At 56.5% G+C, this 25,341-nt stretch carries 25 protein-coding genes; 20 read left to right on the top strand and 5 right to left on the bottom strand.

Annotated features, from left to right (window positions below; translation table 11 throughout):
* Nucleotides 1–181: 181 nt before the first annotated feature.
* The 3 genes from IEY47_RS04540 to IEY47_RS04530 all read left to right on the top strand — a co-directional run bounded on the left by IEY47_RS04540 (nucleotide 182) and on the right by IEY47_RS04530 (nucleotide 1,929).
* A complete protein-coding gene (locus tag IEY47_RS04540) occupies nucleotides 182–451 on the top strand; it encodes a hypothetical protein (protein WP_188981972.1) in 270 nt (89 codons plus the stop codon).
* Between the two features lie 148 nt (nucleotides 452–599).
* On the top strand, nucleotides 600–803 hold the full coding sequence (locus IEY47_RS04535; RefSeq protein WP_188981971.1) for a hypothetical protein: 204 nt from the start codon (nucleotides 600–602) through the stop codon (nucleotides 801–803).
* A 13-nt stretch (nucleotides 804–816) separates the two neighbouring features.
* Nucleotides 817–1,929 (top strand): DNA topoisomerase IB, encoded by a 1,113-nt coding sequence (locus IEY47_RS04530; protein ID WP_188981970.1) that lies wholly within the window; start codon nucleotides 817–819, stop codon nucleotides 1,927–1,929.
* 13 nt (nucleotides 1,930–1,942) lie between these two features.
* Here IEY47_RS04530 and IEY47_RS04525 read toward each other — a convergent pair whose 3' ends face one another.
* The 3 genes from IEY47_RS04525 to nfuA form a co-directional block, all read right to left on the bottom strand.
* A complete protein-coding gene (locus IEY47_RS04525; protein WP_188981969.1) occupies nucleotides 1,943–2,899 on the bottom strand; it encodes a sensor domain-containing diguanylate cyclase in 957 nt (318 codons plus the stop codon).
* Nucleotides 2,900–2,907: 8 nt separating this feature from the next.
* Nucleotides 2,908–3,903: a response regulator gene (locus IEY47_RS04520; RefSeq protein WP_188981968.1), complete on the bottom strand. Its 996-nt coding sequence runs from the start codon at nucleotides 3,901–3,903 to the stop codon at nucleotides 2,908–2,910.
* A 154-nt stretch (nucleotides 3,904–4,057) separates the two neighbouring features.
* Complete coding sequence (nfuA, locus tag IEY47_RS04515; RefSeq protein WP_188981967.1) at nucleotides 4,058–4,642, bottom strand: Fe-S biogenesis protein NfuA; 585 nt, start codon at nucleotides 4,640–4,642, stop codon at nucleotides 4,058–4,060.
* A gap of 185 nt (nucleotides 4,643–4,827) precedes the next feature.
* On the opposite strand from nfuA, the gene IEY47_RS04510 reads away from it, so the two are divergent.
* The 4 genes from IEY47_RS04510 to IEY47_RS04495 all read left to right on the top strand — a co-directional run bounded on the left by IEY47_RS04510 (nucleotide 4,828) and on the right by IEY47_RS04495 (nucleotide 10,304).
* Entirely contained in the window at nucleotides 4,828–5,811 is a 984-nt protein-coding gene (locus tag IEY47_RS04510) for a GlxA family transcriptional regulator (RefSeq protein WP_188981966.1), read from the top strand.
* Between the two features lie 12 nt (nucleotides 5,812–5,823).
* Complete coding sequence (locus IEY47_RS04505) at nucleotides 5,824–6,060, top strand: DUF1272 domain-containing protein (protein ID WP_188981965.1); 237 nt, start codon at nucleotides 5,824–5,826, stop codon at nucleotides 6,058–6,060.
* A 142-nt stretch (nucleotides 6,061–6,202) separates the two neighbouring features.
* Nucleotides 6,203–9,913 (top strand): methionine synthase, encoded by a 3,711-nt coding sequence (gene metH / locus IEY47_RS04500; RefSeq protein WP_188981964.1) that lies wholly within the window; start codon nucleotides 6,203–6,205, stop codon nucleotides 9,911–9,913.
* A gap of 67 nt (nucleotides 9,914–9,980) precedes the next feature.
* Nucleotides 9,981–10,304: a DUF5629 family protein gene (locus tag IEY47_RS04495; protein ID WP_188981963.1), complete on the top strand. Its 324-nt coding sequence runs from the start codon at nucleotides 9,981–9,983 to the stop codon at nucleotides 10,302–10,304.
* A gap of 11 nt (nucleotides 10,305–10,315) precedes the next feature.
* Here IEY47_RS04495 and IEY47_RS04490 read toward each other — a convergent pair whose 3' ends face one another.
* Complete coding sequence (locus IEY47_RS04490; RefSeq protein ID WP_229779207.1) at nucleotides 10,316–10,828, bottom strand: phage integrase N-terminal SAM-like domain-containing protein; 513 nt, start codon at nucleotides 10,826–10,828, stop codon at nucleotides 10,316–10,318.
* An 874-nt stretch (nucleotides 10,829–11,702) separates the two neighbouring features.
* Between IEY47_RS04490 and IEY47_RS04485 the strand changes: the two genes are divergently transcribed.
* From IEY47_RS04485 to IEY47_RS04445, 9 genes are all read left to right on the top strand, one after another.
* Nucleotides 11,703–12,335, top strand: coding sequence for a hypothetical protein (locus IEY47_RS04485; protein ID WP_188981962.1), 633 nt, complete (start codon nucleotides 11,703–11,705; stop codon nucleotides 12,333–12,335).
* Between the two features lie 24 nt (nucleotides 12,336–12,359).
* On the top strand, nucleotides 12,360–12,815 hold the full coding sequence (locus tag IEY47_RS04480; protein ID WP_188981961.1) for a hypothetical protein: 456 nt from the start codon (nucleotides 12,360–12,362) through the stop codon (nucleotides 12,813–12,815).
* Nucleotides 12,816–12,922: 107 nt separating this feature from the next.
* Complete coding sequence (locus IEY47_RS04475; protein WP_188981960.1) at nucleotides 12,923–13,222, top strand: DUF4345 domain-containing protein; 300 nt, start codon at nucleotides 12,923–12,925, stop codon at nucleotides 13,220–13,222.
* A gap of 1,628 nt (nucleotides 13,223–14,850) precedes the next feature.
* The gene (locus tag IEY47_RS04470; protein ID WP_188981959.1) at nucleotides 14,851–16,539 is read left to right on the top strand and encodes an MOSC domain-containing protein; all 1,689 of its coding nucleotides are present in this window, start codon (nucleotides 14,851–14,853) and stop codon (nucleotides 16,537–16,539) included.
* Nucleotides 16,540–16,657: 118 nt separating this feature from the next.
* Entirely contained in the window at nucleotides 16,658–17,062 is a 405-nt protein-coding gene (locus tag IEY47_RS04465) for a hypothetical protein (RefSeq protein ID WP_188981958.1), read from the top strand.
* A 6-nt stretch (nucleotides 17,063–17,068) separates the two neighbouring features.
* Nucleotides 17,069–17,458, top strand: coding sequence for a Na+:solute symporter (locus tag IEY47_RS04460; protein ID WP_188981957.1), 390 nt, complete (start codon nucleotides 17,069–17,071; stop codon nucleotides 17,456–17,458).
* An 86-nt stretch (nucleotides 17,459–17,544) separates the two neighbouring features.
* Nucleotides 17,545–18,216: a cold shock domain-containing protein gene (locus IEY47_RS04455; protein ID WP_188981956.1), complete on the top strand. Its 672-nt coding sequence runs from the start codon at nucleotides 17,545–17,547 to the stop codon at nucleotides 18,214–18,216.
* Between the two features lie 285 nt (nucleotides 18,217–18,501).
* Nucleotides 18,502–18,912 (top strand): SRPBCC family protein, encoded by a 411-nt coding sequence (locus IEY47_RS04450; protein WP_188981955.1) that lies wholly within the window; start codon nucleotides 18,502–18,504, stop codon nucleotides 18,910–18,912.
* A 311-nt stretch (nucleotides 18,913–19,223) separates the two neighbouring features.
* Nucleotides 19,224–21,227 carry a peptidase U32 family protein gene (locus IEY47_RS04445; protein ID WP_188981954.1) on the top strand — a complete coding sequence of 668 codons (2,004 nt, stop codon included), beginning with the start codon at nucleotides 19,224–19,226 and terminating at the stop codon, nucleotides 21,225–21,227.
* A 111-nt stretch (nucleotides 21,228–21,338) separates the two neighbouring features.
* On the opposite strand, the gene IEY47_RS04440 is transcribed toward IEY47_RS04445, so the two are convergent.
* Nucleotides 21,339–22,253, bottom strand: coding sequence for a LysR family transcriptional regulator (locus tag IEY47_RS04440; protein ID WP_188981953.1), 915 nt, complete (start codon nucleotides 22,251–22,253; stop codon nucleotides 21,339–21,341).
* A gap of 117 nt (nucleotides 22,254–22,370) precedes the next feature.
* Between IEY47_RS04440 and IEY47_RS04435 the strand changes: the two genes are divergently transcribed.
* From IEY47_RS04435 to IEY47_RS04420, 4 genes are all read left to right on the top strand, one after another.
* A complete protein-coding gene (locus tag IEY47_RS04435; RefSeq protein WP_188981952.1) occupies nucleotides 22,371–22,871 on the top strand; it encodes a DUF1097 domain-containing protein in 501 nt (166 codons plus the stop codon).
* Nucleotides 22,868–23,389 (top strand): DoxX family protein, encoded by a 522-nt coding sequence (locus tag IEY47_RS04430; RefSeq protein WP_188981951.1) that lies wholly within the window; start codon nucleotides 22,868–22,870, stop codon nucleotides 23,387–23,389. The genes IEY47_RS04435 and IEY47_RS04430 overlap by 4 nt, the downstream gene beginning before the upstream one ends.
* Nucleotides 23,390–23,572: 183 nt before the next feature.
* On the top strand, nucleotides 23,573–24,001 hold the full coding sequence (locus IEY47_RS04425) for a DUF2231 domain-containing protein (protein ID WP_188981950.1): 429 nt from the start codon (nucleotides 23,573–23,575) through the stop codon (nucleotides 23,999–24,001).
* Nucleotides 23,998–25,293 (top strand): PQQ-dependent sugar dehydrogenase, encoded by a 1,296-nt coding sequence (locus tag IEY47_RS04420; protein WP_188981949.1) that lies wholly within the window; start codon nucleotides 23,998–24,000, stop codon nucleotides 25,291–25,293. Before IEY47_RS04425 ends, IEY47_RS04420 begins: the two co-directional genes overlap by 4 nt.
* Nucleotides 25,294–25,341: the final 48 nt, after the last annotated feature.

Here is a 25,341-nt window from a genome sequence, read left to right as displayed (position 1 = left end):
CCTTGCGAACAACTCCAACTCCAGTGAATTACACCGGGCGCCACGCGGATGCTCGAATACGACACTGCGTTTAACAAATGGGACATCGCGTGACTTTTTACATATTTCTGTCATCCACTGGAGGCACGTACCACCACTGCCGCTTGATAGGCAGTTCAAGGGCACCAGATGAGGACAGATCATGAACGCCCAGCTTCGCATCAATGAAGCACTTTTAATCGCAGACCAAGCTTTTCAGCCCTTTCAATGCATTGCCTGGGCGCCACAAGAGAGTCGACGGGATTACAGCTTTTCGGTTATCGATCGCACGAGCGCCGCATTGGTCGATCGATGCCACTTGTCGAGCGAACAACTCTCCAATCCTGCGGCGCTGGAAGCGATATTGACGCAAGCCCGCAAGACGCTGCGCGCCGAAGGCTTCCATTTGGAACCCTGGCAGATGCCAAAATAGTACCGTGCAGCGCGCCCCATTCATTGGGGCGCGCGCCTGACGGACCACCGCCGCTCTCCTGCTTCGAACTCCGCTCATGCGCCCTGGGTCATTTCATTTAAGGAATGACCGCCATTGACGGCGCCACCTCATGAACTGGAGACGCACCATGATTGGTGATCAAGCAGAAGTACTTCAACACCTCAACAGTGCTCGGAAGCATGCCGATCAGGCAGAAACAGAAGCGAAGCCAGAACTCTATCGCGAGGCTATCGACGAACTGAGTGCGGCGGTGGAAATTTTGTTGCACAACACCGGCGAGCGGCAGGGAGACTCCCGCAGCGAGATCGACCTACCCGCGTTCGATCGCTAAGTAAGGTCAGCGTATGCGGCAGGACAGCGATATCGATGTCAGCGGCGGGTTACCGGCTGCTGAGGGCACACCTCCACCTCCTACCGACGAGAAACCAGACACCGGTACATCGCTGTGCCCGCCCTTACCACCGGACCTGCAATACGTGGATGACAGCCAGCCGGGGTATACGCGCCGCAGAAGCCGGGGGAAGTTCGTTTATTTCGACCTCGACGGCGAACGGATCACGGACAAAGACGAAATCGAGCGGCTCAATAAGCTGGCGGTCCCGCCCGCCTACACAGACGTTTGGCTTTGCCCCAAAGCGGACGGTCATCTGCAGGCGACGGGGCGTGACGCACGAGGCCGCAAGCAGTATCGCTATCACGCCCGGTGGCGAGAACTGCGCGATTCGAACAAATACGAACGCATGCTGGAATTCGCTGAAGCGCTGCCCAAGCTGAGAGCAAGGATAGACAAGGATCTGTCGAAGCCGTCATTGGGCCGGGAAAAGGTCATGGCGACGGTGCTCGCGCTACTTGAGTCGACTTTGATTCGGGTAGGCAATACTCAATACGTGAAGAGCAATCGGTCCTATGGGCTGACGACGCTGCGTAACCGCCACGTCGATGTCAAAGGGTCGGCTATCCATTTTCACTTTCGCGGCAAAAGCGGTATCGAGCATGAGATTACGCTCAAGCATCCCCGCCTAGCACGCATCGTCCGCCGCTGCCGAGAGTTGCCGGGCCAGCAGCTCTTTCAGTATGTCGATGATGAAGGTGACCGGCGCACGGTAACGTCGTCTGACGTCAATGCCTACCTGCACGAGGTCACTGGCTCCGACTTCACCGCGAAGGACTACCGAACCTGGGCTGGCAGCGTGCTCACTCTCGCCATGCTCCGCGGAGAAGCCTGGGAACCTGAAAAAGTTGCGAAAAAGCAGGTTGTGGATGTCGTCAAAGACGTTTCCAAACGGCTCGGTAATACCCCAGCCATTTGCAGAAACTGCTACATACACCCAACAGTACTAACCGCCTACTCTGTCGGCGAACTGGCGAAATTTCCAAAGGCGCGCAAACGGAAGTGGCTCAGCGCCGATGAGGCAACGCTCATGACATTGCTCGCATCGGAGCTGGGTAGAAGCTGATTGAACCTCAACGTTATGAAGGTTCGTGAAGAGTCATCTGGTTACGGCCGTTGCGTTTGGACGAATAGAGCGCGGCGTCGGCACATTCGATCAGCGCCTTGTAGCCATCGCACCCGCCAGAAAGGTCCGCCACCCCTAGACTGATGGTGAAGCGGATCTCATGGGCGTCATGCCTGACCGTCAACGCCTCGATCGCCACACGTAGCCGCTCTGCAAAATGCGCAGCACCGCTGCTATTGGTGTCTGGCAAAAGAACGGCGAACTCCTCACCGCCATAGCGACCGGCGATATCGGTGTCGCGTATGTGCTCGCGAACCATATCGGCAACGTGCTGAATAACGCGGTCGCCCGCCTGGTGGCCATACGTGTCGTTGATACGCTTGAAGTGATCGATATCGAACATCACCAGCGAGGCATTGGTGCCATACCGTCTATGGCGGGCGTACTCGTGCTGCAGAGATTCTTCCCAATGACCACGGTTATACAGTTGGGTAAGGCGATCGGTACTTGATAGGTGCTGCAGCTGCTCGTTGACGGACTGCAGTTGTCGCCGATTGACGGCCACGCTGGTCACGTCATAGATGATCAGACAGATGTGACCAACTTTGCTGTTCACCGAGCGCAGCGGCAATAGCGTCGTATTCTGGTACATGAATTCTTCCTGCCCAGTGATGGGCTGGTAACTCTTGAAGTGGACCAGATAGGGACGCTGTTCCCAAATCGTAAAACCTGGCGTACCGAGCGTTGCGACGCTCTCGACTTTATGCCGAAACCACTCCTCGTTGACCTCGGGGAAGACATCAAAAAAAGACCGCTGATGCACCTCAGAAGGCATCAAGCCGGAACGGTTCTCCATGAACGTGTTCCAGACTTCGACACGGTATTCCCGGTCGAACACTACAACGCCCACATCGATGCTTTGCACGATGGCAAGTAACCAGTGAAGTTCGTCCAGTTGCACGTTCTGCATGGCAGGTATCAATTCATCAAGTAGGCAAGTTTGCGGGAGAGCAGCTCGACCGAATCTTCGGTAAACAGCAGCAATAGGTCGAAATGGATATTGTGCCCTTCCAGGCTGTAGCTGATCTCGACGGCCAGCGTTTTCTTCCAGCGCTGCTGATTCAGCTGAATCAACTGCTCGATGGGCGCATGTTGGCCAAGCACCTGCGGGTGCCCTTGGGAAAACACGATGTCGATCTGCTCGGCGATCCCCGAAAGGCACGCGCCGATAAGCACGCTCGACAGGTCCAACAGCATCTCCATTTCGGAATGCTCGTCGGAGCGCCCGCGCAGAAGCTGCGCCATATCCGAGACTTCCGAATCATGAAAGATCAACAGCGCCTCACCCGCGATACCGCCGCCGATGTATCCCTGGCAAACCGCGGTCAATCGATCGCCACGCCCTGCATCTGCCAGCGCCATGTGCAGCTCGCCGACTTCAAGGATATTCACGTTCGGCACCGGTAGGTGCACGAACACCCCGAGAACGCGGGCTAGCAACGCCGCAGCGCGTCCCATTGCGACGTTAACCGTCTCTCGGAACGCATCTCGAAAACTGACGATGGGTTCGCTAAGCGGCGTCGACAGCACATTGCCCGTACCAGACGTCAACATGCCAAGACGTTCGAGCGTCTCGAGCACTTGCTCTGGAGCCGCCGGCTTTTTTAGAAAAGCCAATGCGCCCAGTTCGGTAACCCGGCGCACGGCCTCTTCCTGCACGTCACCCGATACAACAATGACGCGGCAACTGAGTCCTTCACGCTGCAACGTGGCGAGGACCTCGTACCCGTCCATCACCGGCATGGTGAGATCGAGGAACACGATCTCACCCAACCCAGCGCGGATAGCGACCAATGCTTCCTGACCGTTCGACGCCTGCGTGACACTGACAGGCCAACCTTCGGGCAGCGCACGCATCAACTGCTTGCGTGCCATGCCAGAGTCATCGCAGACCAATAGTGGAATCGTCGTCATGAAAACGTTGTCGCCAGAGGATTTGTGCACACAATGCCACTACCGTGGTAGGTCGCCAAGTAGTGAAGCATTTCGCATACCAATTGTTAAAAAAGCCCGTTGCCGGCGGCGCAAATAAAAAAGGCGGCTAAGCGCCGCCTCTTAGGAACGCCGATTAATAGTAGGCGTTTTCTTTATTCGTGTGATCCGTGACGTCACGAACGCCCTTCAACTCCGGCACGCGCTCCATCAACGTCTTCTCGACGCCATCTTTCAACGTCATGTCGACCATGCCACATCCTTGGCAGCCGCCCCCGAAGCGCAGGATCGCCACACCCTCATCATCGATGTCAACGAGGCTGACCTGGCCGCCATGGCTGGCCAAACCCGGATTGATCTCCGTTTGCAGGAAATAATCGACTCGTTCAGGCAGTGGGCTGTCTTCGTTGACCTGAGGCACCTTCGCGTTAGGCGCCTTGATCGTCAATTGGCCACCCATGCGGTCCGTCGCGTAATCGACGACGGCATCTTCGAGAAACGGCTCGCTGACACCATCGATCCACGCAGTGAACGAGGCCAGCGCGAGCGCCGTATCTTCGGACTTTTCCTCGCCTGGTTTGCAGTAGGCGATGCAGGTTTCGGCGTATTGGGTGCCGGGCTGGGTGATGAATACACGGATGCCGATACCTGGCGTGTCCTGCTTGCTCAGCAGATCAGCCAGATAGCCTTCGGCGGCTTCAGTAATAGTTATCGCGCTCATGGCAACTCCTCGCAGACTTGGGCGCTAGTGTACGCCACTCAATAGCCTGGATAAAGTCCGACTGTTCTAGTAGGACTTTAACAATGACGCTTACGACGGTTGTCTAGATATGTGGGAACGATGACGTTGCAGCCAGACCTGATGCGAATACACACTGCGGCGTCGCCTCTTCTCCGTCCTACGCCATGAAAACCATCGCCACCTTGATCTATCCAGATGTCATGAGCCTCGACGTCACCGGGCCCTTGCAAGTCTTCGCTTCAGCAAATGTGGAATGCGAACGCCAGGGCGTTCGTCCCCACTACCAATTGCGAGTCCTTGGCGAAAAGATCGGCCCCGTCGCGACATCGGCAGGCATCCAGTTCATCGCTGAACTGGCGTGGCGAGACGTCGACCCGCGATCCCTGGATACGCTGCTCATTCCAGGCGGCATTGGTCAGCAAGCACAGTGTAGGAACCACCCATTATTAACGTGGCTAAACGATGCAGAGCCCCACATCCGCCGTTTGGGCTCGGTGTGCTCCGGCGCATTGATATTGTCGGCGGCAGGCCTGCTGGATGGTCTGCGCGCGACGACCCATTGGTCCGACATGGACGAGCTGGCGCGTAACACGAAGATCCACGTCGATACCGATTGCCTGCATACCTATCGCCCTGAAGCGAACGACGGTAGCCATCATCTGTTTACCTCGGCAGGCGTTACCGCTGGCATCGACTTATCGCTTGCGCTGGTCGAGGCCGATCTTGGACGCCCAATGGCGTTAGCGGTCGCGCGGCGACTTGTGATGTTCCTGCGCAGACCTGGCGGGCAGGCGCAATTCAGTGCGCTACTACTGCCCGATGCGAACCGCACACCGCGCCTGCTGACCTTACTCGAGTGGATGGCGCTGAACCTGAGTGCCGACCTCTCGCTGGATACCCTCGCGGAACGCATGCATCTTTCGCCTCGCTCGCTATCGCGACTGTTTTTAAAAGAGCTAGGTATCGCGCCCGGCCAATACGTCGAGCGCTTACGCTTGGAGGCTGCGCGGGCGTTGCTGCAAGACAGCGGCGCATCGATCTCCACGATCGCCCGCCTGAGCGGGTTTCGCCACCCCGAGAACCTACGCCGTACGTTCCAAAAGCATTTTGCTGTAAGCCCGCACGATTACGCCGCCCGTTTCGCCTGATGAGGTCCATAAATGCTCGAGCTACGTCCGAACTGCGAATACTGTGACTCCGACCTTCCACCCGAATCCACCGAAGCGCTCATATGTTCCTTCGAATGCACGTACTGCCGTACCTGCGCTGAAAGCGTCCTGCAAGGACACTGCCCAAATTGCAGTGGCGAGCTTATGCAACGACCCAGACGACCGATCGACGCGTTGAAGCGGCACCCGGCTTCAACGAAGCGAGTTATCAAGGCGCCGAAGACATAGCTCAAGAGCGCCAGACATCAACGGCAATCGACCGCTTCCGCCGCAAGATGAGCGCAATTCATGATGCACCCCGCCGGCGTTCGGCCTGGATCATCTTTGATATCATTCGCGCTCATTTACTTCCCGCCGTTGGTAGCCTTCCATGCCTGACCGTGCTTCACGCCTTGCCACCCTGCAAAAAGCTCTCAAGGAACGCATCCTGATCCTCGATGGCGGCATGGGCACGATGATCCAGAGCTACCGCCTCGAGGAAGCGGACTACCGCGGCGAGCGCTTCGCCGACTGGCCAAGCGACGTCAAAGGCAACAACGATCTGCTGCTGCTGACTCAACCGAAGATTATTGCGGACATCGAAAAAGCCTATCTCGACGCTGGCGCCGACATCCTCGAGACGAACACCTTCAACGCCACCCAGGTTTCCCAGGCCGACTACGGCATGGAAGCCATCGTCTATGAACTGAACGTGGCCGGCGCTCGTGTGGCGCGCGAAGTCGCAGATGCGAAGACGCTCGAAACACCGGATCGCCCCCGCTTCGTCGCCGGCGTGCTTGGTCCAACCAGCCGGACGTGTTCCATCTCACCTGACGTCAACAACCCCGGCTACCGCAACGTCACCTTCGACGAACTCGTCGAAAACTACACCGAAGCCACGCGAGGCCTCATCGACGGCGGCGCAGACCTGATCCTGATCGAAACCATCTTCGACACCCTTAACGCCAAGGCCGCGATCTTCGCAGTGCAAGGCGTGTTCGAAGACATGGGTGTCGAGCTGCCGATCATGATTTCGGGAACGATCACCGATGCGTCCGGCCGCACCCTGTCCGGCCAAACCACCGAAGCGTTCTGGAACTCGATCAGCCACGCCAATCCCATTTCCGTTGGTTTGAACTGCGCCCTGGGCGCCAAGGAATTGCGCCCGTACATCGAAGAGCTGGCCAACAAAGCGAGCACTTTCGTCTCCGCGCACCCCAACGCCGGGCTGCCGAATGCGTTCGGTGAATACGATGAGACGCCGGCGGAAATGGCCGCAGTGGTCGAAGAGTTCGCCGCCAGCGGCCTGCTCAACATCGTTGGCGGTTGCTGCGGAACGACGCCTGATCACATCCAGGCCATCGCGGAAGCCGTAAGCAAGCACGCGCCACGCGTCATTCCGGATATTCCTCGTGCCTGCCGGCTTTCGGGCCTCGAACCGTTCACGATCGATCGCAACTCGCTGTTCGTGAACGTCGGTGAGCGGACCAACATCACCGGTTCCGCCAAGTTCGCCCGCCTCATCCGTGAAGAAAACTACGCCGAAGCCTTGGAAGTTGCGCAGCAGCAGGTCGAAGCCGGCGCCCAGGTCATCGACATCAACATGGATGAGGGGATGTTGGACTCGAAGGCGGCCATGGTCACCTTCCTCAACCTAATCGCCTCCGAGCCGGACATTTCCCGCGTGCCGATCATGATCGACTCCTCGAAATGGGACGTCATCGAAGCGGGCCTGAAGTGCATTCAGGGCAAGGGCATTGTTAACTCGATCTCCATGAAAGAAGGTGTCGACGCCTTCATCCACCACGCCAAGCTCTGCAAACGCTACGGCGCCGCGGTCGTGGTGATGGCGTTCGACGAAGACGGCCAGGCCGATACCGAAGCACGCAAGAACGAAATTTGCGCGCGCTCCTACGACATCCTTGTCAATCAGGTCGGCTTCCCGCCGGAAGACATCATCTTCGACCCGAACATCTTCGCCGTGGCGACCGGTATCGAAGAGCACAATAACTACGCCGTTGACTTCATCAACGCGTGCGCCTTCATCCGCGACAACCTGCCCTACGCGCTGACCTCGGGCGGTGTGTCGAACGTGTCCTTCTCGTTCCGCGGCAACAATCCGGTGCGCGAGGCGATCCACTCCGTCTTTCTTTATTACGCCATCAAGAACGGCCTGACGATGGGCATCGTCAACGCCGGCCAGCTGGAAATCTACGACGAGATCCCGAAGGAGCTGCGTGACCGCGTTGAAGACGTCGTACTCAATCGTACGCCCGAAGGCACCGATGCCCTCCTCGCCATTGCCGAGCAGTACAAGGGCGGCGGCGCGGTCAAGGAAGCCGAGACCGAAGAGTGGCGCTCCTATCCGGTCGACAAGCGCCTTGAGCATGCCCTGGTAAAAGGCATCACGACCTTCATCGTCGAAGACACCGAAGAATGCCGTCAGCAATGCGCACGCCCCATCGAAGTCATCGAAGGCCCGCTCATGAGCGGCATGAACGTCGTCGGTGACTTGTTCGGCTCGGGGAAGATGTTCCTCCCGCAGGTCGTGAAATCCGCCCGTGTGATGAAGCAGGCGGTCGCGCATCTCATTCCTTTCATCGAGGAAGAAAAAGGCGACAAGCCCGAAGCCAAAGGCAAGATCCTGATGGCGACCGTGAAAGGCGATGTGCATGACATCGGCAAGAACATCGTCGGCGTCGTGCTCGGTTGCAATGGCTACGACATCGTCGACCTCGGCGTCATGGTGCCGGCAGAAAAAATCCTGCAGACCGCTATCGCCGAGAAGTGCGACATCATTGGCCTGTCCGGTCTCATCACCCCGTCACTGGACGAGATGGTCCACGTCGCCAAGGAAATGCAGCGCCAGGGCTTCAAGCTTCCGCTGATGATCGGCGGCGCAACGACTTCCAAGGCGCATACCGCCGTGAAGATCGAACCGCAGTACAAGAACGATGCCGTCGTCTACGTGACCGACGCCTCCCGCGCCGTGGGCGTAGCGACGCAGTTGCTCTCGAAAGAGCTAAAGACCGACTTCGTCAAACGCACCCGCGAGGACTACGTCGTCGTGCGCGAGCGCACAGCGAACCGTAGCTCTCGCACCGAACGCCTGAGCTATGAAAAAGCTGTCGCCAACAAGCCGGCCTTCGATTGGTCCGGCTACCAAGCGCCGAAACCCACCTTCACCGGCACGCGTGTTCTGGAAGATATCGACCTCGCGGTGCTAGCCGAATACATCGACTGGACGCCGTTCTTCATTTCTTGGGATCTCGCTGGCAAGTACCCGCGCATTCTCAGCGATGAGGTCGTGGGCGAAGCGGCAACTTCGCTGTTCAATGACGCCCAGGCCATGTTGAAAAAGCTGATCGACGAGAAGCTGATCAAGGCCCGCGCTGTCTTCGGCTTCTGGCCCGCGAACCAGGTGAACGACGACGACCTGGAAGTCTATGGCGACAACGGCGAAACCCTCGCCAACCTACACCACCTACGCCAACAGACCATCAAGCCGGACGGCAAACCGAACCTGTCTCTCGCCGACTTCGTTGCCCCCAAAGCCAGCGCCGTTACTGACTACGTCGGCGGCTTCATTACCACCGCCGGCATCGGCGCCGAAGAAGTCGCCAAGGACTACGAAGCCAAGGGCGACGATTACAACAGCATCATGGTGAAAGCCCTGGCCGACCGCCTCGCCGAAGCCTGCGCCGAATGGCTGCATGAGCGCGTGCGCAAGGAATACTGGGGCTACGCACCTGACGAAGCCCTGGACAACGAAGCGCTCATCAAAGAGCAATACAAAGGCATCCGCCCTGCTCCGGGCTATCCGGCTTGCCCGGACCACACCGAGAAAGCCACGCTCTTTGCCTTGCTCGACCCCGAAGCTCAATTCAATAAGGCCGGCCGTAGCGGCGTATTCCTCACCGAACACTACGCCATGTTCCCCGCGGCAGCCGTCAGCGGCTGGTACTTCGCCCACCCGGAAGCCCAGTATTTCGCCGTCGGCAAAATCGACAAGGATCAGGTCAACCGCTATACCAAGCGCAAAGGCCAGGACCTCGCCGTCACCGAACGCTGGCTGGCCCCTAACCTCGGCTACGACAACTAATCACGCTCTCGTAGGGTGGGTTAGCCCAATAGGCGTAACCCACCAGCTTGATCCTCAGGACCCAACCGTGCCCACAGAACCCATCTACCTCCTCGACCAACTCGAAACCGCCGACATGCTGGAAATCGACGGCCTCCACGCCGCGCATTTCAGCTTGAACGACGAACTACTCGACGAGGCCGACGCCGCCGCGGAAGCGGACGAGGCATTCGAGAGCGAAGCCACCGTCCTGAAAATCGAAGCCCGCGACGGCCGCGACACCAAGCGCTGGGCGTTCAGCTACAACAGCGTGATGGAAGCCGAGCACAATGCAGCCGATAGCACCTGGCTGATCGAAGGCCATCGCCTGGCTTGCTTCGACGCAGTGGGTGCCGAGTCAGAAGACGAATAATCAACCGCGTGTCATAGCCGGTCGAGTGGGCTTAGGCTCTGTATCCCGTAGCGGATCAGAGTCTCCTGCTGTACAAAATCCACATCCTTTACCCGTAACCGTATTGCCTCCATCAAACGCATTCCGGGTCCGTAAAGCAAGCTGATCAGCCAAGACTCATCTTTCATTTGGATCAGAATCCATTGCACCTCTTCAATGGAAAGCACAACGGGTAAACGACTCGGCTTTTTCGCGCGTACAACTTCTTCTATCCAATGCAAGTCCTGGCGGAGCACTTCTTTATAAAAAAAGAGTAACGCCGCCAACGCCTGGTTTTGGGTGGACGCCGAAGCCAATCTTGCAACAGCAAGGTTGGACAGAAACGCCTCGACCTCTGACGCCCCCATTTCAACCGGGTGTCGATAGTTGTGAAAACTAATGAACCGACGGACCCATTCGCAATAGACACGTTCCGTTCGTATCGAGTAGTGTTTCAGACGAATCTGCTCCCGCACCTGATCCAGCAATCTTAGCTTCCCTGTCATGACGTATAACTCCTTTATACCGTCAGCCTCCCTTGGAAAGCCCACCGTAGACAGGATCGTCAATGATGACAAGGAACGTTATGCGTCAAATCCTCCCAGTGTGTTACTCGTCAGATGACGTCTAATTTTAGTTAGGTTCATTCATGGCTAGAAGCGCACGACTTCATAAAAAGCTTTTATCTAATTCCCTGCTAACGGTTGCAGAAGACACAGTGACGGATAGCGATACCCTGAACAGACTTTGGAGCTTGAAACAGGGCGAGAGCATCCTTCTGAGCTCTCAAATTCTTAACTCGCAACCGCTCTTAAAATACAGGCTTGAGTACAACGTAGTCCGCGGCCCCATTCCAGGCCACTGGCTATATCGTGAGTTCGACGCCAAAGAATTAGAGATTTTCTTCATAGCAAAAAATCATGAGAACATCTGTCGTTCATGGCTAATATTCCATGACGAAGAAACCTAACTAGCGGTTCAAATTGTTCGCTTCGCTTACTGGGACGGGCTAAAGCCCGCCCCTTAACCAAACGTTAGGCAAAGGAAATGTCGTTTAACTCACATAAACGTAAGGTGTTAGACGAGAGTGAACCGCTTGAGCATCGTGCATCACATGCACGCTCGTGTGCATTGCATGTGGCTAACACTCTCGCACTAGAGCGGGATGCGGTAATTGAATTAGTAGCTAAGGAAACAGGCGTTAGCCTGCACAGTGCTGAATCGGCAGCCCATTTGATGGCTGCGTTCGAAGCACTGGAAAGAATCCGAGTACAGGCAGTTCAAGCCAATGCCTAACAAGTGGTTCAAGCCGTTCGCCTCGCTCACTGGGACGGGCTAACGCCCGCCCCTTAACCAAACGTTAGTCATATGGGGTGACGTATGGAAAAATTCCTAAAAACCTCAAATGAGGCGATGCTTGCAAGTGCATACGTTTTTGACCACGCTAGATCTGCTGAGAAAATGACAGATCCAAACTGCTGTGGTGAAGAGAACTCTGCGTGGCAAGAAGGTCCATTCCTATCATCTCCCGCAAATGAAAGACAGATCGCTCGAAGTCATCCATACTGCTTAAGAACCAGTAAAGAAATGGCAATGACAGCGTACATTGTGCTTGGCGAAAGCCCGGAAAAGTCTGAAAACGGCGGTGTGCATATGCCGCTACCTCCGAAAGATAGAAATCAATCTAGAGTAGAGCCCGTTATTGCCAAACTTGCCATAATCGAGCAGTTCGAAATATTCAAAGAATTCTTAGAGTCATTTGACGGGCCTTATAACAAGAAGAAACGCAAAGAATGGGAAGAAAAAGTTGGTGAAAACGTACTCTCAAGGGTCCGATCATTAACCGATCGCCGAAATGAGCTAACCCATGACTCGCCAAAAATACTTCCAACAATGAAAGAAGCTGTTGAGTGTTTCTACGAGCTGCGCAGCCTCGCGGAAATCTTGTGGATAGAGGCTAACAATAGGTTGCAGCGGACCGCCGTAAGCGACGTCCGCAGAACTCAACTTTAGGACTTAAAATCGGACAAGAGATTAATGGCAATGCAAGGTGATGCCACCAAGATTCTCAAAGTACTTTCCAAGAGCGGCGAAATAACGTTAGAAAGAGCTATGTCTCTGGCGAGTGCCAAGTTCGAAGATCATCGTCGCTATTACCCATTAGCATTGCTACTTGAAGAGGGTTATGTCGGTGTGACAGTCCCCAATAGTGATAAGAACGAAATGCCAGAATTTTCTTATGCCACTTTCTTATACATGCTAACGCTGCCTAAAGACAAAGACGGTGCTACCCATTACCTGGGCCTACGCTCTACTGGGGGCATAAGGGCCGAGAATGAGAGAGTGTATTTGAGGGCGAAAGGCGCACTGCATCTTGAAGAAAAAGCTGCTAGAGCACGAGAGCGAGTGTACTCCCTGATTGTTGCAGTCTCTGTGGGGATCATAGTTGCTGCAGTATCAGCATGGTTCCGTGGTTATGTTGGGATGTCCTAACAATGCGGTCAACCGGACGCCAAAAGCGTAGCCGCTTTTAATTCCCTTCGCTGCGCTCCGGCGCCGGTTACCTTAGCGTTAGGCTCCAAAGCAAAGACTCATGCGGCGTGAAAGGAACTCAGAAATTTCTACTTGCGTCAGGAATATCAGTTATAGCCATAGGTTTACTCTACGGCATCGCTTCAAAAGCAGTGTTTGGCGGCATTGTAGGGCTATCAATTCAAGACAATGAAATGCATATTTTCCGCGCAAACATGGGGTTGTACTGTGGCCTAGGCGCCTTACTAATCGCTGGCGCTCTCAATAAAGAGCACATACGTTTCGCACTTCTGCTAGAAACAGTGTTCCTTGGTAGCCTAGCTGCAGGTCGTTTAGTCAGCTTCTCTGTTGATGGTGATTTTCATTGATTTGCGCTACTGGCACGGGCATTGAAATTCCACTATTCATAGTCTGTGCTGTTCTATTCAAAAGCCAACCAAACAAGGCACAACAAAATAGTGTGGTTGGAGCCTAACAATGTGCTCAAATCGTTCGCTTCGCTCACTGGGACCGGCTAAAGCCGGCCCTTTAGCTTAATCGTTAGGACTTCCTGAGATGCAGCATTCGTACCCTTCAGTCATAGATCCAGATCTTGTCGGAACCTACCCAGCCACGGCGAAGAGTGGTGGTGGGTTTGTGTGGGATGCCGTGCTGGAATATCGAGTTTGGTGTCACCCAGAACGAGGAGCGCCAGATGAGGCAGAAGGTAGCGATTACTTCTACGTATTCGACAGCTACGGCGAAAGCTTTAAAGTTTTCGCAACAGACAACCGGAGCGGAGGAACCATTAGCACTTGTTCTGCAAGAAGAGTACATCGACGAGCCTGAGCTAGGCCACTACGTGCATGTCATAGAGAAACGGGTCACTGAATGGCCTGTCGCTTTCTTGAAGAGGCCACAACGCACCGCACGGACAATCCTAGATTTTTTGTCCCCTGATGCGCCCAGCAATCGACTGGAAATACTTCGCGGCATCGCCAAAAACTAGACGGGAGGGAGCAAATGTGCATTCGCGTCTTTTAGCATCTATCACTAGCCTAATTAATTAGGTAAGGCCGCCGCCTTCAAGCTCCGCTGGTAGGCACCTTCCGCGCTTCGCCCTCCAGCGCTGCTTACCGCGATCGTTAGATGCCACATGCACGAGGTAAAAGCCACTGTCTTGTCCGATATCCCAATATTTACCACCTGTGCGCACCCGACACAGTTTATTACTCCAGCTCATATTTATACATGTGCTTTGAACACACGAAGATGATGTGTATTCGGCAGTATTCTTTGGTGAATCAATTAAATATCGCATCCAACCACTGACTGATGAATCGATTTGGAAGCGTAGATATTTTGCAACCGGCCTTAAATCGTATAGATCCCACTTACGGAAAAATTCACCACTAGCAAAGCCATGGTCCAGCTATAAGCACTGAGTAGTTACATTTAAAGACGAAATTCATGACGGAGTGGCAAGATCATCTACCATACTCAGTAAAGAGTTACGCTCATCGCAGGGACGAGCTAAAGCCGGCCCCTTAACCAAACGCTAACCGTTACAAAAAAATGTGACAGATTTACTTTTCGATCAATCACCTGGCGACTACTTCAATTTCCCGATGTTGCCGACTGTCCCTCTCACTCCTAGAAAATCTCGCTTTCAGAATATGGAACAGTAGGCAGCTTCGGCGAACTCTGGGAGTCGTCAGCCGCTGCCAAGGGCGGCGCTGGTATTTCCCTTGCCAAACGATTCGTACGAACAGTCCTTAATGTCGCTATCGTCCGATTGTGCGACGCTTAGGGACGGTATTTGCTGGCGTCTAATAAGGCAAAATTCCTTAAAATGTAGGACCTGAGTGTCCTTTGCTAATTAGAGGAATGTTACAGAGCCTTAGCGGACTGCACGTTTGCATAAGGCTGTCATGCATTTGTATTCCCGGAGATTTGAAGAATGGGTCACGTAGCATCACTGTATCGATACCCAATTAAAGGGTTTCCTGGAGAGATTTTGGACCAGGTCGCTTTGCGCCAGGGAGAAGGCGTGCCGGGCGACCGGGTGGTTGGTATCACTAAGAGCAAGGCGCCAAAAAGTGGCGCGCCGTTCCACCAGCTGACGACCAACGCTGACTTGGTGCACTTCCAGTTTCAGGGCGCCGGCGACTCACTCGCATTGGTCGACCCGCGCACCGGAGGTGATGTCGATTTATTGAAATCCCCTGAGTTGTTACGCGAGTTTTTCGGTGATCAGGCGGAGGCTGTCTGGCGTAAAGATCGCCTGGGGCATTGGGACTTCGACGATTCGATGCTCTCCATCATCAATGTGTCCACGGTCGAGGCCTTGTCTGCAAAGCTGGGTATCGAAGTGGACCCTATACGTTTCCGAGGCAATATCTACATCGAAGCGGAGCCTTTCATCGAGTTCAGCTGGCTCGGACAAGGCGTGCAGATCGGTGATGTTTGCCTGTCAATTGTTCGCCCGATCAAACGCTGCAGCGCGACGTCGGTCGACCCGCAAAGCGGTGAACGCGATATCAATATGCCTGCTCAGCTGAACCGTCACTTGGGGCATTTCTACTGTGGCGTATATGCCCAAGTGGAATCCGAGGGCGTGATCAGCCCAAACGATCCGATCGCTACCGCCGAGCGCTACTTTCCTGCCCGGCTTGCCACGGCGGTCAATGTTCCCAAGGCACCACCCGCAGTCAGTTGGCCGCGTCCAGCGCGCGTGGTCGACGTGGTTGACGAAGCCGAAGGTATTCGTTCGCTGTGGCTGCAAGATCCACTTGCCGATCTTGGATCGCTGGATGCCATGCTGCCCGGCCAACATATCGCGTTGCACGGACTGACAGCGGCCGGCGATTGGCGGCGCTATACCATCTCCGGTCGCAACGGGGACCGCCTGCGGATTACCGTCAAACGCGACAGCGGTGTTGGCTCCGGGGCAGTCCATGAAGTCGCTGTAGGTCAGCTCATCACCGTGAGCGGCCCCTTTGGCCCGGAAACACTCGATACACAAAGCCCCGCCACGTTCATCATAAGCGCGGGCATTGGTATCACGCCGACCCTCACCAAGCTAAAAGCCTTGGCGGACGTGCGGTACGACAATCCAATCCGCATTGTTCACAGTGTTCGACGTTGGCAGGAGCTGGCGTTATGGGATGAAGTCAAATCGCTGGCCAGCAACCTTCCGAATTGTGTGGCGACCCTGCATATCACTGCCCTCCCCGGCGAAATCGAAGATGCCGTGCCTGCACGTCCGGATACGCAGGCGCTGGTAAGAGAAGCGGCCATGATGTCGGCTGACATTCACCTTTGCGGCTCTGAGGCGTTCCAATCCAGTGTCCTATCGATTGCAGAGCAGGAAGGGGTGGCCGACCGACTGCACATGGATAGCTTCGTAGCGCCGGACAGCGCGGTCGAGATGCGGCCAATTCCTGACAGTGGTCCTTACTCGGTGACCTTCCAGCGCTCTGGAATCACCGCGCAGTGGTTACCAGAAAATGGCCCACTGCTCGACTTCGCCGAAGCCAAAGGATTGGTTCTTCCCGCACACTGTCGCGCGGGGCTCTGCATGACGTGTCAATGTGCGCTGCTCGAAGGGGACGTCCTCCCGTTGATCGAGTCGAGCCGAACACGTGAACGGCAGGCGCTGCTCTGCGCGTCGGTTCCTTCCAGCGATATTGTGTTGGATTGCTAAGAAGCACGATAAGCGGGTGATTACAGGTTCATGCTCACGCATGGAAAAGGAGACAGATTTATTTTTCGCTGTTAAATCCAAACATGAACCCACTCCTACTCTGCATAGCGAGACGAGCATGAAATGGACATTGGCACTCCCAGCTATTCTTCTCGGCCTCGTAATCGCGGGTGAGATTGGAGTGGGTTCGGCTAGCACACTCGGGCTCTGGAACCTCCCTGTTGCAGGCTTTAGTGCGGCTTTTGCCGTTGTCGTTGTGGCTTACCTTGCCTCACCTAGCCACAAGCGCACCGCCACGGTCGTCGCGTTTACGTGTGGCGCTATAGCCGCATGGATGCTACTCGAGCCTGCTTTCCTGCCGGAGAACTATGGTGCTGGCCGCGCCTACCAGCCCACGCACTTGCCCATCATCTTCACGTATGCAGGTGGCCTACTTGGGTGCCTTGTCGCGCTGCTCATCCGACGCTGGACGGCATCGAACGGTGCGGTAAAACCTACACCACCTCCACGTATGGGGCTTTGACACTCCATGGTCGTCTCGCATAAGGCAGCTATCGTGGTTGGCATTTCTGCAGTGGTGGCTGTTCTCGCTGGGCAGGCGTTCAACAGCTTCGCGTGTTACGAACATTCGCTGGCGCTGTACCTGACTGCGGTGGGTATGTTTTTAATCATTCCCCTCCTTCCTGCTCTGGCATCACTGGCAACCGCCAATCCATTGCGCGCTGTGGGTGCGTGTCTGTTGCTACTCCCGTGGTTGGGCTTTGCGTATTACACGGATTGCGTCAGGCCCTATACGGGTGGCGGAGCGTCGATGGTTTACGTGTCTGTACTGCTGTTCGGTACTCCCTCTTCTCTGGTAGGCGCGCTTTTGACAGGCCCGGTGTTGCGGATCGTTGGCGTAAAGGTCGGCAAGGCCTAAAATCCTGCGGCGTAAGTCCGCTCCAGCTCCACCGTTTGGCTTATTTACATATTTCAGCGTGCAGTCTTAGTTGGAGCTATTTAGGAATGAAAGGAAAGGTGGTGTTATGGAAAGACGACAAGGGCTTTGGCTTCATCGCCTCGGATGGTTGTGCCGAGCAGGTGTTCTTCCATATTTCGAGCATTAAGAACGCTACTCGCAAACCTGCGGTGGGTGATGTGGTTGTATTCGAAGTAGGTACGGATGCTCAGGGCCGGCAGAAAGCGACCCATGTGCTGCTGGAGGGCGTGCCGCTTGCCATTTCGAGTGCGCCCGCAAGGATAGTCACCGAGCCGGTAAAGAAAGACTTAATAGATTACGCGGCCTACTTTTTTTTGGTCATGCTACTGATGCTTTTAGTAGGTCTCTACACAAAAACCCATGACTTAAACGTCGCATTGGTATTGGGCGCGATTGTTTTGCTGCTGTTTTGGGCGGTATCGAGTAGGAAGAAGAAGCCGGCAAATCCGTTGTTTTCATGCTCCAAGTGCCGCTCTGTTTCCAGCCATGATGCGCGAACGATCCTCGCATGGAATCGAGGCCTTAACAGGCTCTACTGCCGGTCTTGCCATGAGGCGTGGTTGCGAGGGCAACCTAGTCGTCGGGTAGAACCCGGAACGGGTTATGGCTCATCCAAATCAGGATGCCTTGGCTTGTTTTTGGTTATCGCGTCGTTCCCGATCATTGGCGTTATTAGTGCCGTTGCATGGCTGTCGTAGGCTTGCCTCATAGAATCTGAGACCATTTGCATCTTGGTTAAACGCTCTGCCCTGAAGTTGCTGTAAACCATCTGTCGAGGGTAAGGGTGACCCGACGACGATCCCTTCAGCCGCGAAGGAGACTAAAGCGGACGCCGCCCGGTCGCCCCTACACGCCAGTCCGTTCGAACCGTTTAGGACAGTTTGTTAGCGGTTCCCATAGGGATCAAAATCGTTCGTTACGACCACCAAGGTAGGTGAACTAGCTGCACTGTTCATTGACGTAAGTTGCCATTCGGAGCGCTTATGAAAATCACCGTGGAGACGACAGTAAACGCACCTATCGCAAGCGTGTGGGAGGCCTACACGACTCCGGACGATATCGTGCGGTGGAACGCGGCATCGGATGATTGGCATACCACACGCGCACGGGTAGATCTTCGGGAAGGTGGTGAGTTTTCGTCCCGTATGGAAGCGAAGGATGGCAGCACTGGCTTCGACTTCACGGGCATCTATACAAACGTCGTGACGAACAGGTTGCTGGAATACACGTTCGGCGACCGAACCGCGCGAATCGATTTTACCGAGGGTCCAGCGGGCGTCCGGGTGGTGGTTGCATTTGATGCGGAGACGGTCAACTCGATAGAGCAGCAGCGTCTCGGCTGGCAAGCGATCCTCGATACCTTCAGGCGCTATGTCGAGGACAACTCGAGTTAAAGCCCCCCAGCCGAATGCTCGCTGCCCTCAGAAGATATACGGCGCGTATTTCGGTATGGATGAATTGCGCACGCCTTGATCTCTTTGGTAGTGCACGACCGCGCATCCGCTAGACACATTTAAGACATGCCCTTTTTATCTGCAATGAGGGCTCGTTGTGAGCGGCAGCCCTGGACCAACCCCGGAAACGATCGTGTTCTCCGCGCTCAAAAGCGCACCGCCCGCAACAACCATTCGCCACCCGACGATGCCCCTTCCCGCCTGACCCGCTAGACTACGCACCTTCGAACCGCTGCCTGATAACTAGAACCATGTCCTTGCCCAAGAACCACCTGGAATTGCTCAGCCCTGCCCGCGATGTGAGCATCGCGCGTGAGGCGATCTTGCATGGCGCAGACGCCGTCTACATTGGCGGGCCGAGCTTTGGCGCGCGGCATAACGCGTGTAATGAGGTCAGTGAGATCGCAGAGCTGGTGAAATTTGCCCGGCGCTACCACGCGCGCATCTTCACCACGATCAACACCATCCTGCATGACGACGAGCTGGAGCCAGCGCGCACGCTGATCCACCAGCTTTACGACGCAGGCGTAGATGCGTTGATCGTGCAGGACCTGGGTGTGATGGAACTGGACATTCCGCCCATCGAACTGCATGCCAGCACGCAGACGGACATTCGCACGCTCGACCGTGCGAAATTTCTGGATCAGGCGGGATTCTCGCAGCTGGTCCTGGCTCGCGAGCTGAATCTGCAGCAAATCCGTGAGATTGCCGACCACACCGATGCGGCCATCGAGTTCTTTATCCACGGCGCGCTGTGCGTTGCTTTCTCCGGTCAATGCAATATTTCCCATGCGCAGACGGGCCGCAGCGCCAACCGGGGCGATTGCTCGCAGGCCTGTCGTCTGCCTTACACGCTCAAGGATGAACAGGGGCGCGTGGTCGCGTTCGAAAAGCACCTGCTGTCGATGAAGGACAACAACCAGAGCGCGAACCTGCGCGCTCTGGTCGAGGCCGGCGTGCGCTCGTTCAAGATCGAAGGGCGCTACAAGGATGTGAGCTACGTCAAGAACATCACGGCTTACTACCGCCAGCGGTTGGACGAAATCCTCGAAGACCGCCCGGACCTCGCCCGTGCGTCCAGTGGCCGAACCGCGCACTTCTTCGTGCCCGACCCCGACAAAACCTTCCATCGCGGCAGCACGGACTACTTCGTCAGTGAGCGCAAAATCGATATCGGCGCGTTCGATTCGCCAACGTTCACCGGCCTTTCGGTCGGTCATGTGGAAAAAGTGAGTAAGCGCGATCTGATCGCCATCACCCACGAACCGCTTTCCAACGGTGACGGCCTCAATGTACTGGTCAAGCGCGAAGTCATTGGCTTCCGCGCCAACATCGCTGAACTCAAGGCTGAGTTCGAAGAAGATGGGGAGAAGCGTTGGCGCTACCGCGTCGAGCCAAACGAAATGCCCGCGGGCCTGTTCCGTCTTCGCCCCAACCATCCTTTGAGCCGTAACCTCGACCACAATTGGCAACAGGCCCTGCTTCGCACCAGTGCTGAGCGCCGCATCGGCATCCGATGGAACGCGGTGCTGCGGGAAGAACGTCTGACGTTGATGGCGACGAGCGAAGAAGGCGTCAGTGCCCGCGCGAGCCTTGATGGCCCGTTCGGTGCTGCGAATAAGCCGGAACAGGCGCTGGAAGGTTTGCGGGACTTGCTAACCCAACTGGGGACCACGATCTACCACGCTCAGGATTTGGTGCTCGATGCGCCGCAAGCGTTCTTCGTGCCCAATTCGCAGCTGAAAACCCTCCGTCGCGAAGTGATCGATGCGCTTACCGAGGCACGAATCGCGGCGCACCCGCGTGGAGCGCGCAAAGTGGAGACGAACCCGCCGCCGGTTTACCCGGAGTCGCATCTGTCCTTTCTCTACAACGTCTACAACCAGAAGGCGCGGGACTTCTACCATCGCCACGGCGTGCAGCTGATCGATGCTGCCTACGAAGCCCACGAAGAATCCGGCGAAGTGCCCGTGATGATCACCAAGCACTGTCTGCGTTTCTCCTTCAATCTGTGCCCGAAACAAGCCAAAGGCGTTACGGGTGTACGCACCAAGGTCGCACCGATGCAACTCGTGCACGGAGGCGAGACCTTGACGCTCAAGTTCGACTGCAAGCCGTGCGAAATGCATGTCATCGGCAAAATGAAGGGTCACATCCTGGACTTGCCGCAACCGGGCGGCGCGGCTACGCAGGTGGTCGGACACATTTCGCCGGAAGACCTGCTCAAGACCGCCCGGCGCCAAGCGCCGCATTGATCGAGACGACGAGGTACGGAGTGCGCCCGTAGGCGCAGGGTGAGCGGGCTTTTACCTTCGTTTGGATATCGAGGTACACGGTGGATTACGCCGTCCGGCGGCTAATCCACCCTACATGCTGTTATAGAGCCCAAACCGTTCGCCATACAGGTCGGTCACCCAGTCAACGAAGGCCTTTACCCTGGGCGAGCGCTGGCGGTGGTAGGGATACAAAACCGAGACCGGCAAGCCAGGCCCCGCCCAATCCCCGAGGACTTCGATCAATTCCCCTGCTGCCAGTTGCGGCTCCACGCGAAAACGCGGTACCTGGATCAGCCCGCAGCCATTGAGCGCGCAGGTGGCGTAGCACTCCGCATCGTTCACGGTGATCCAGCCCTGAGGCTCGTACTCCTTTACCTCGCCGTCGACGGTGCACGTAAAGGGGTAGCGAATGTCATGGTTGCTGCTGAAGAATCCGACCGCCTGATGCTGATTCAACTGGTCTGGATGAAGCGGCGTACCGTATTGCGCCAGGTAGGCGGGGCTTGCACAAATGACCTCGGGCATCAACGCCAGGCGTTTGGCAATCAACGAGGAATCACGCGGGGTACCGGCACGAATCACACAATCGATGCCTTCACGTACGAGATCGACCAGCCGGTCTCCACTGCTGATGGCCAGCTCGATCTCCGGATAGCGTGCGCGGAAATCCTGAATACTTGGCAGGACGATTCGGGTTGCGTGAGAACCGTGCAGATCGAGACGTAAGATGCCGCGGGGATTTCCTGCAAGCGCAGTCAGGGACGCGTCGGCATCGTCGAGCTCGATGAGAATTTGCTTGCAGCGCTCGTAATAGGCTTGGCCGTCGAGGGTGGGCCGGACCTGCCGCGTGGTGCGCTCCAGCAGTCTTGCGCCAAGACGTGCTTCCAATGTCTTGATTGCCAATGTCGCCGTCGCCCGGGGCAAATTTCGTTCGTCTGCGGCGCGGGTAAAACTGCAGAGTTCGACGATACGAACGAAGAGATGCAGAGTGTCCAGCCGATCCATGGGCGCGCCTTTGTTCAAATTAGGTGAATAGTCTTACCAATCTCCGGGCGATTATCCAAGTGCCCTCGCCTCCCAGAATGAGTCCTTCCGGTCACAACCATTCTTTGGAGGCGAAGCATGACTATTCCGAACCACCTCAAGCTGACACTGGGTGAATCCGCCGTTGCAGCCCTTGCAGCGACCTTCAGCGCCCTGATTGCCGGATGGCCGATCTGGGCCATGTTCATCGGTTGGATTTCATTCTTCACGCGCGCGCCGAGCCTGCGGCAGGGCGCAATCAATCTGGCCTGCACCTTGACGGGGCTCGTGCTCGGCATGGCGGCGGGCGTGGCCACTGAAGTGCTTTCACCGACACTGGGGCCATTGACGGTAATGCCGGTGGTGTTCGTCGTCGCTGTACTGGTGCTTTCCATGCGAAGGCTTGCGGTCTTCAACAATCTGTTGGCGTTTTTTCTGGGTTTGGTGAGTTATTTCGCCTCTCACCTACCACCTACATTTCTGACCTTCTTTGAATTGGGCGGAGCAGCCGTATTGGGCGCACTGGCCGCGCTACTGGCGTCCCGCCTCAACGTACTGTGGGACGAGTCCAAACCGCAACTGTCGGGAGAACGCTCATGACGGCAACGCGCATACTCGAAGCGCTGACGGCTGCGGTTCCACTCCGTGGGCACACAGCCGCTTATTCATTACTTCGTGTTACGTACGGCGCGATCATGGTGACACATGGCTTACCCAAATTGCTCGGGCAGGCGCATGGTTCGATGGGCGACCCGATGGTGTCCTCAACCCGCCTCATCGAACAAGTGCTTCACCTGCCGTTTCCCGGCGCCTTCGCACTCATGGTCGCACTGCTGGAAGCCGTTGGTGGACTGATGCTGGCACTTGGGCTAGGAACCCGCGCTATTGCTTTGCTCATGGCGATCCAGATGGCCGCCATTACCTACATTCTCGGCCCGACCTGGGCCTGGATCGACCGAGGTATCGAATACCCCGTGCTCATGTTGGTGCTATCGCTGTACATCGTCTTGCGCGGACCAGGCTGGTATTCACTGGATACCGGCGTGTGGCGTTTGCTGACTCAACGAACGGGGCCCTTCGCGCCAACCAAGGGCAGCGAACGAGCAGGTCAAGGCTAGCCGTCACGCACGCCCCCAACGCATGCGACGCTGGCCGTCACAAGACGTGTACGCGCCAGCGGCGCCGTGTTGAAGTGAACTAATACATCACCGTCACGATCCCCTTTTATGCACCTTCAGACGCGACTCCTGAGGCAGGGTATCCCTTGCCGCGGGGGGACGCACAACGATAAGGAATCCGTCGTGACCAGTACCTCGCTTCATGCCCACCGATGCACGCCCGGGCCGCTCCATGCCACGCTGTTGGCAGGTACCGTCCCTCTGTTTCTTGGCGCCTTGCTAAGTGACATCACGTACTTCAAGACCTACCACATTCAGTGGAACAACTTCTCATCCTGGTTGATCGCGGGCGGACTGCTGTTCTGTGGCCTCGCCATTCTTTTCGCAATTGCCAACCTGATTCGTGCGGAGCACAAGGCAGGCCGGCCACTGGCGTATTTTCTGCTGCTGGCTGCGACGTGGATCCTTGGGTTTGTCAATGCGTTCGAGCACGCTAAGGATGCCTGGGCGACGATGCCGGGAGGGCTGATCTATTCGGTCATCGTGACAGTACTGGCCTGCGTTTCGACCTGGGTCGGCCTGACCAGCCTGCGTACGGGAGGTGTGAAATGAAACGTATCGCCACCCTAAGCCTACTGACCTCCGCCCTGCTCCTCGCCGCCTGTGGCGACGGTCAAGGTCCTTCGACGCAATCGCGCGGTGCCGATCCGAAGCTACCTGATCCCCAACGCGGACTGCTGCCCAGCATGACCATCGCCGAACCGACGCCCTGGGGCGATCAGAAGCCGGTCGTGCCAGAGGGCTACTCCGTTACTGCGATCGCAACGGACCTGAAGATTCCGCGCCAAACGCTGGTATTGCCCAATGGCGATATTCTCGTTGCGGAGGGCCGCGGCGGTAATGCACCGAAGCTCAAGCCGAAGGACGTTATCGCAAGCTATATCAAAGCCAAGGGCAATACGTCCGTACAGGGCGGCAACCGCCTGACGCTGCTGAGAGATGCGGACGGCGACGGTACCTATGAAGTGAAAACCGTCTTCGCTGACAACCTGAACGCGCCTTACGGCCTGGCCTTCTTCGAGGGCAAGTTGTACGTCGCCAATCAGGATGCCCTGGTGAGCTTCGACTATCAGGACGGCCAGACCGAAGCGACGGGCGAGCCGACCGTGGTCGCGGAATTGCCTTCCGAAATCAATCACCACTGGACCAAGGCGCTCACCATCAGCCCGGACGGCCGCTATCTCTACGTCGGTATCGGTTCGAACAGCAACGTGACCGAGCGTGGGATGGACGTGGAAATCGACCGGGCGATGGTCTGGCAAATCGATGCGGAAACTGGCGCGCACAAGCCCTATGCTACCGGCCTGCGTAACCCGACTGCGCTGACGATCAAACCCGACTCGGACGAGCTCTGGGCGGTCGTGAACGAGCGGGACGAGCTTGGTGAAGACCTCGTACCGGATTACCTCACTTCGGTGAAGGAAGGCGAATTCTACGGCTGGCCCTACAGCTACTGGGGTCAGAACGTCGATGAACGCGCTCAGCCGCAAGATCCGGAGAAGGTTGCCGCTGCGATCAAGCCTGATTACGCGTTGGGTTCACACGTCGCCGCGCTCGGCGTGGACTTCTCGCTGCCTGCCATGGGCGACAAATTCAGCAACGGCGCGTTCGTGGGCGAACACGGCAGCTGGAACCGTTCGAATCCAGTGGGCTACAAGGTCATCTTCGTACCGTTCGAGAATGGACAGCCCGCAGGTGAACCCATCGACTTCGTAACAGGATTCCGCGGGGATGATGGGAAGACACGCGGGCGTCCGGTCGGGGTGACAGTCGACCCGCGCGGTGCGCTTATCGTTGCGGATGACCTAGCCAATACCGTGTGGCGTGTGACGCGCAATCAGTAGGCGAGTGCCCCGGATTGCCTTCGTTGAGGGGCGTCCGGGGTGATGGTT

The organism is Pseudomonas matsuisoli, from assembly GCF_014647635.1.
In the GTDB taxonomy this organism is placed as follows: domain Bacteria; phylum Pseudomonadota; class Gammaproteobacteria; order Pseudomonadales; family Pseudomonadaceae; genus Pseudomonas_P; species Pseudomonas_P matsuisoli.
This window is presented reverse-complemented; position numbering and strand designations above follow the sequence as displayed.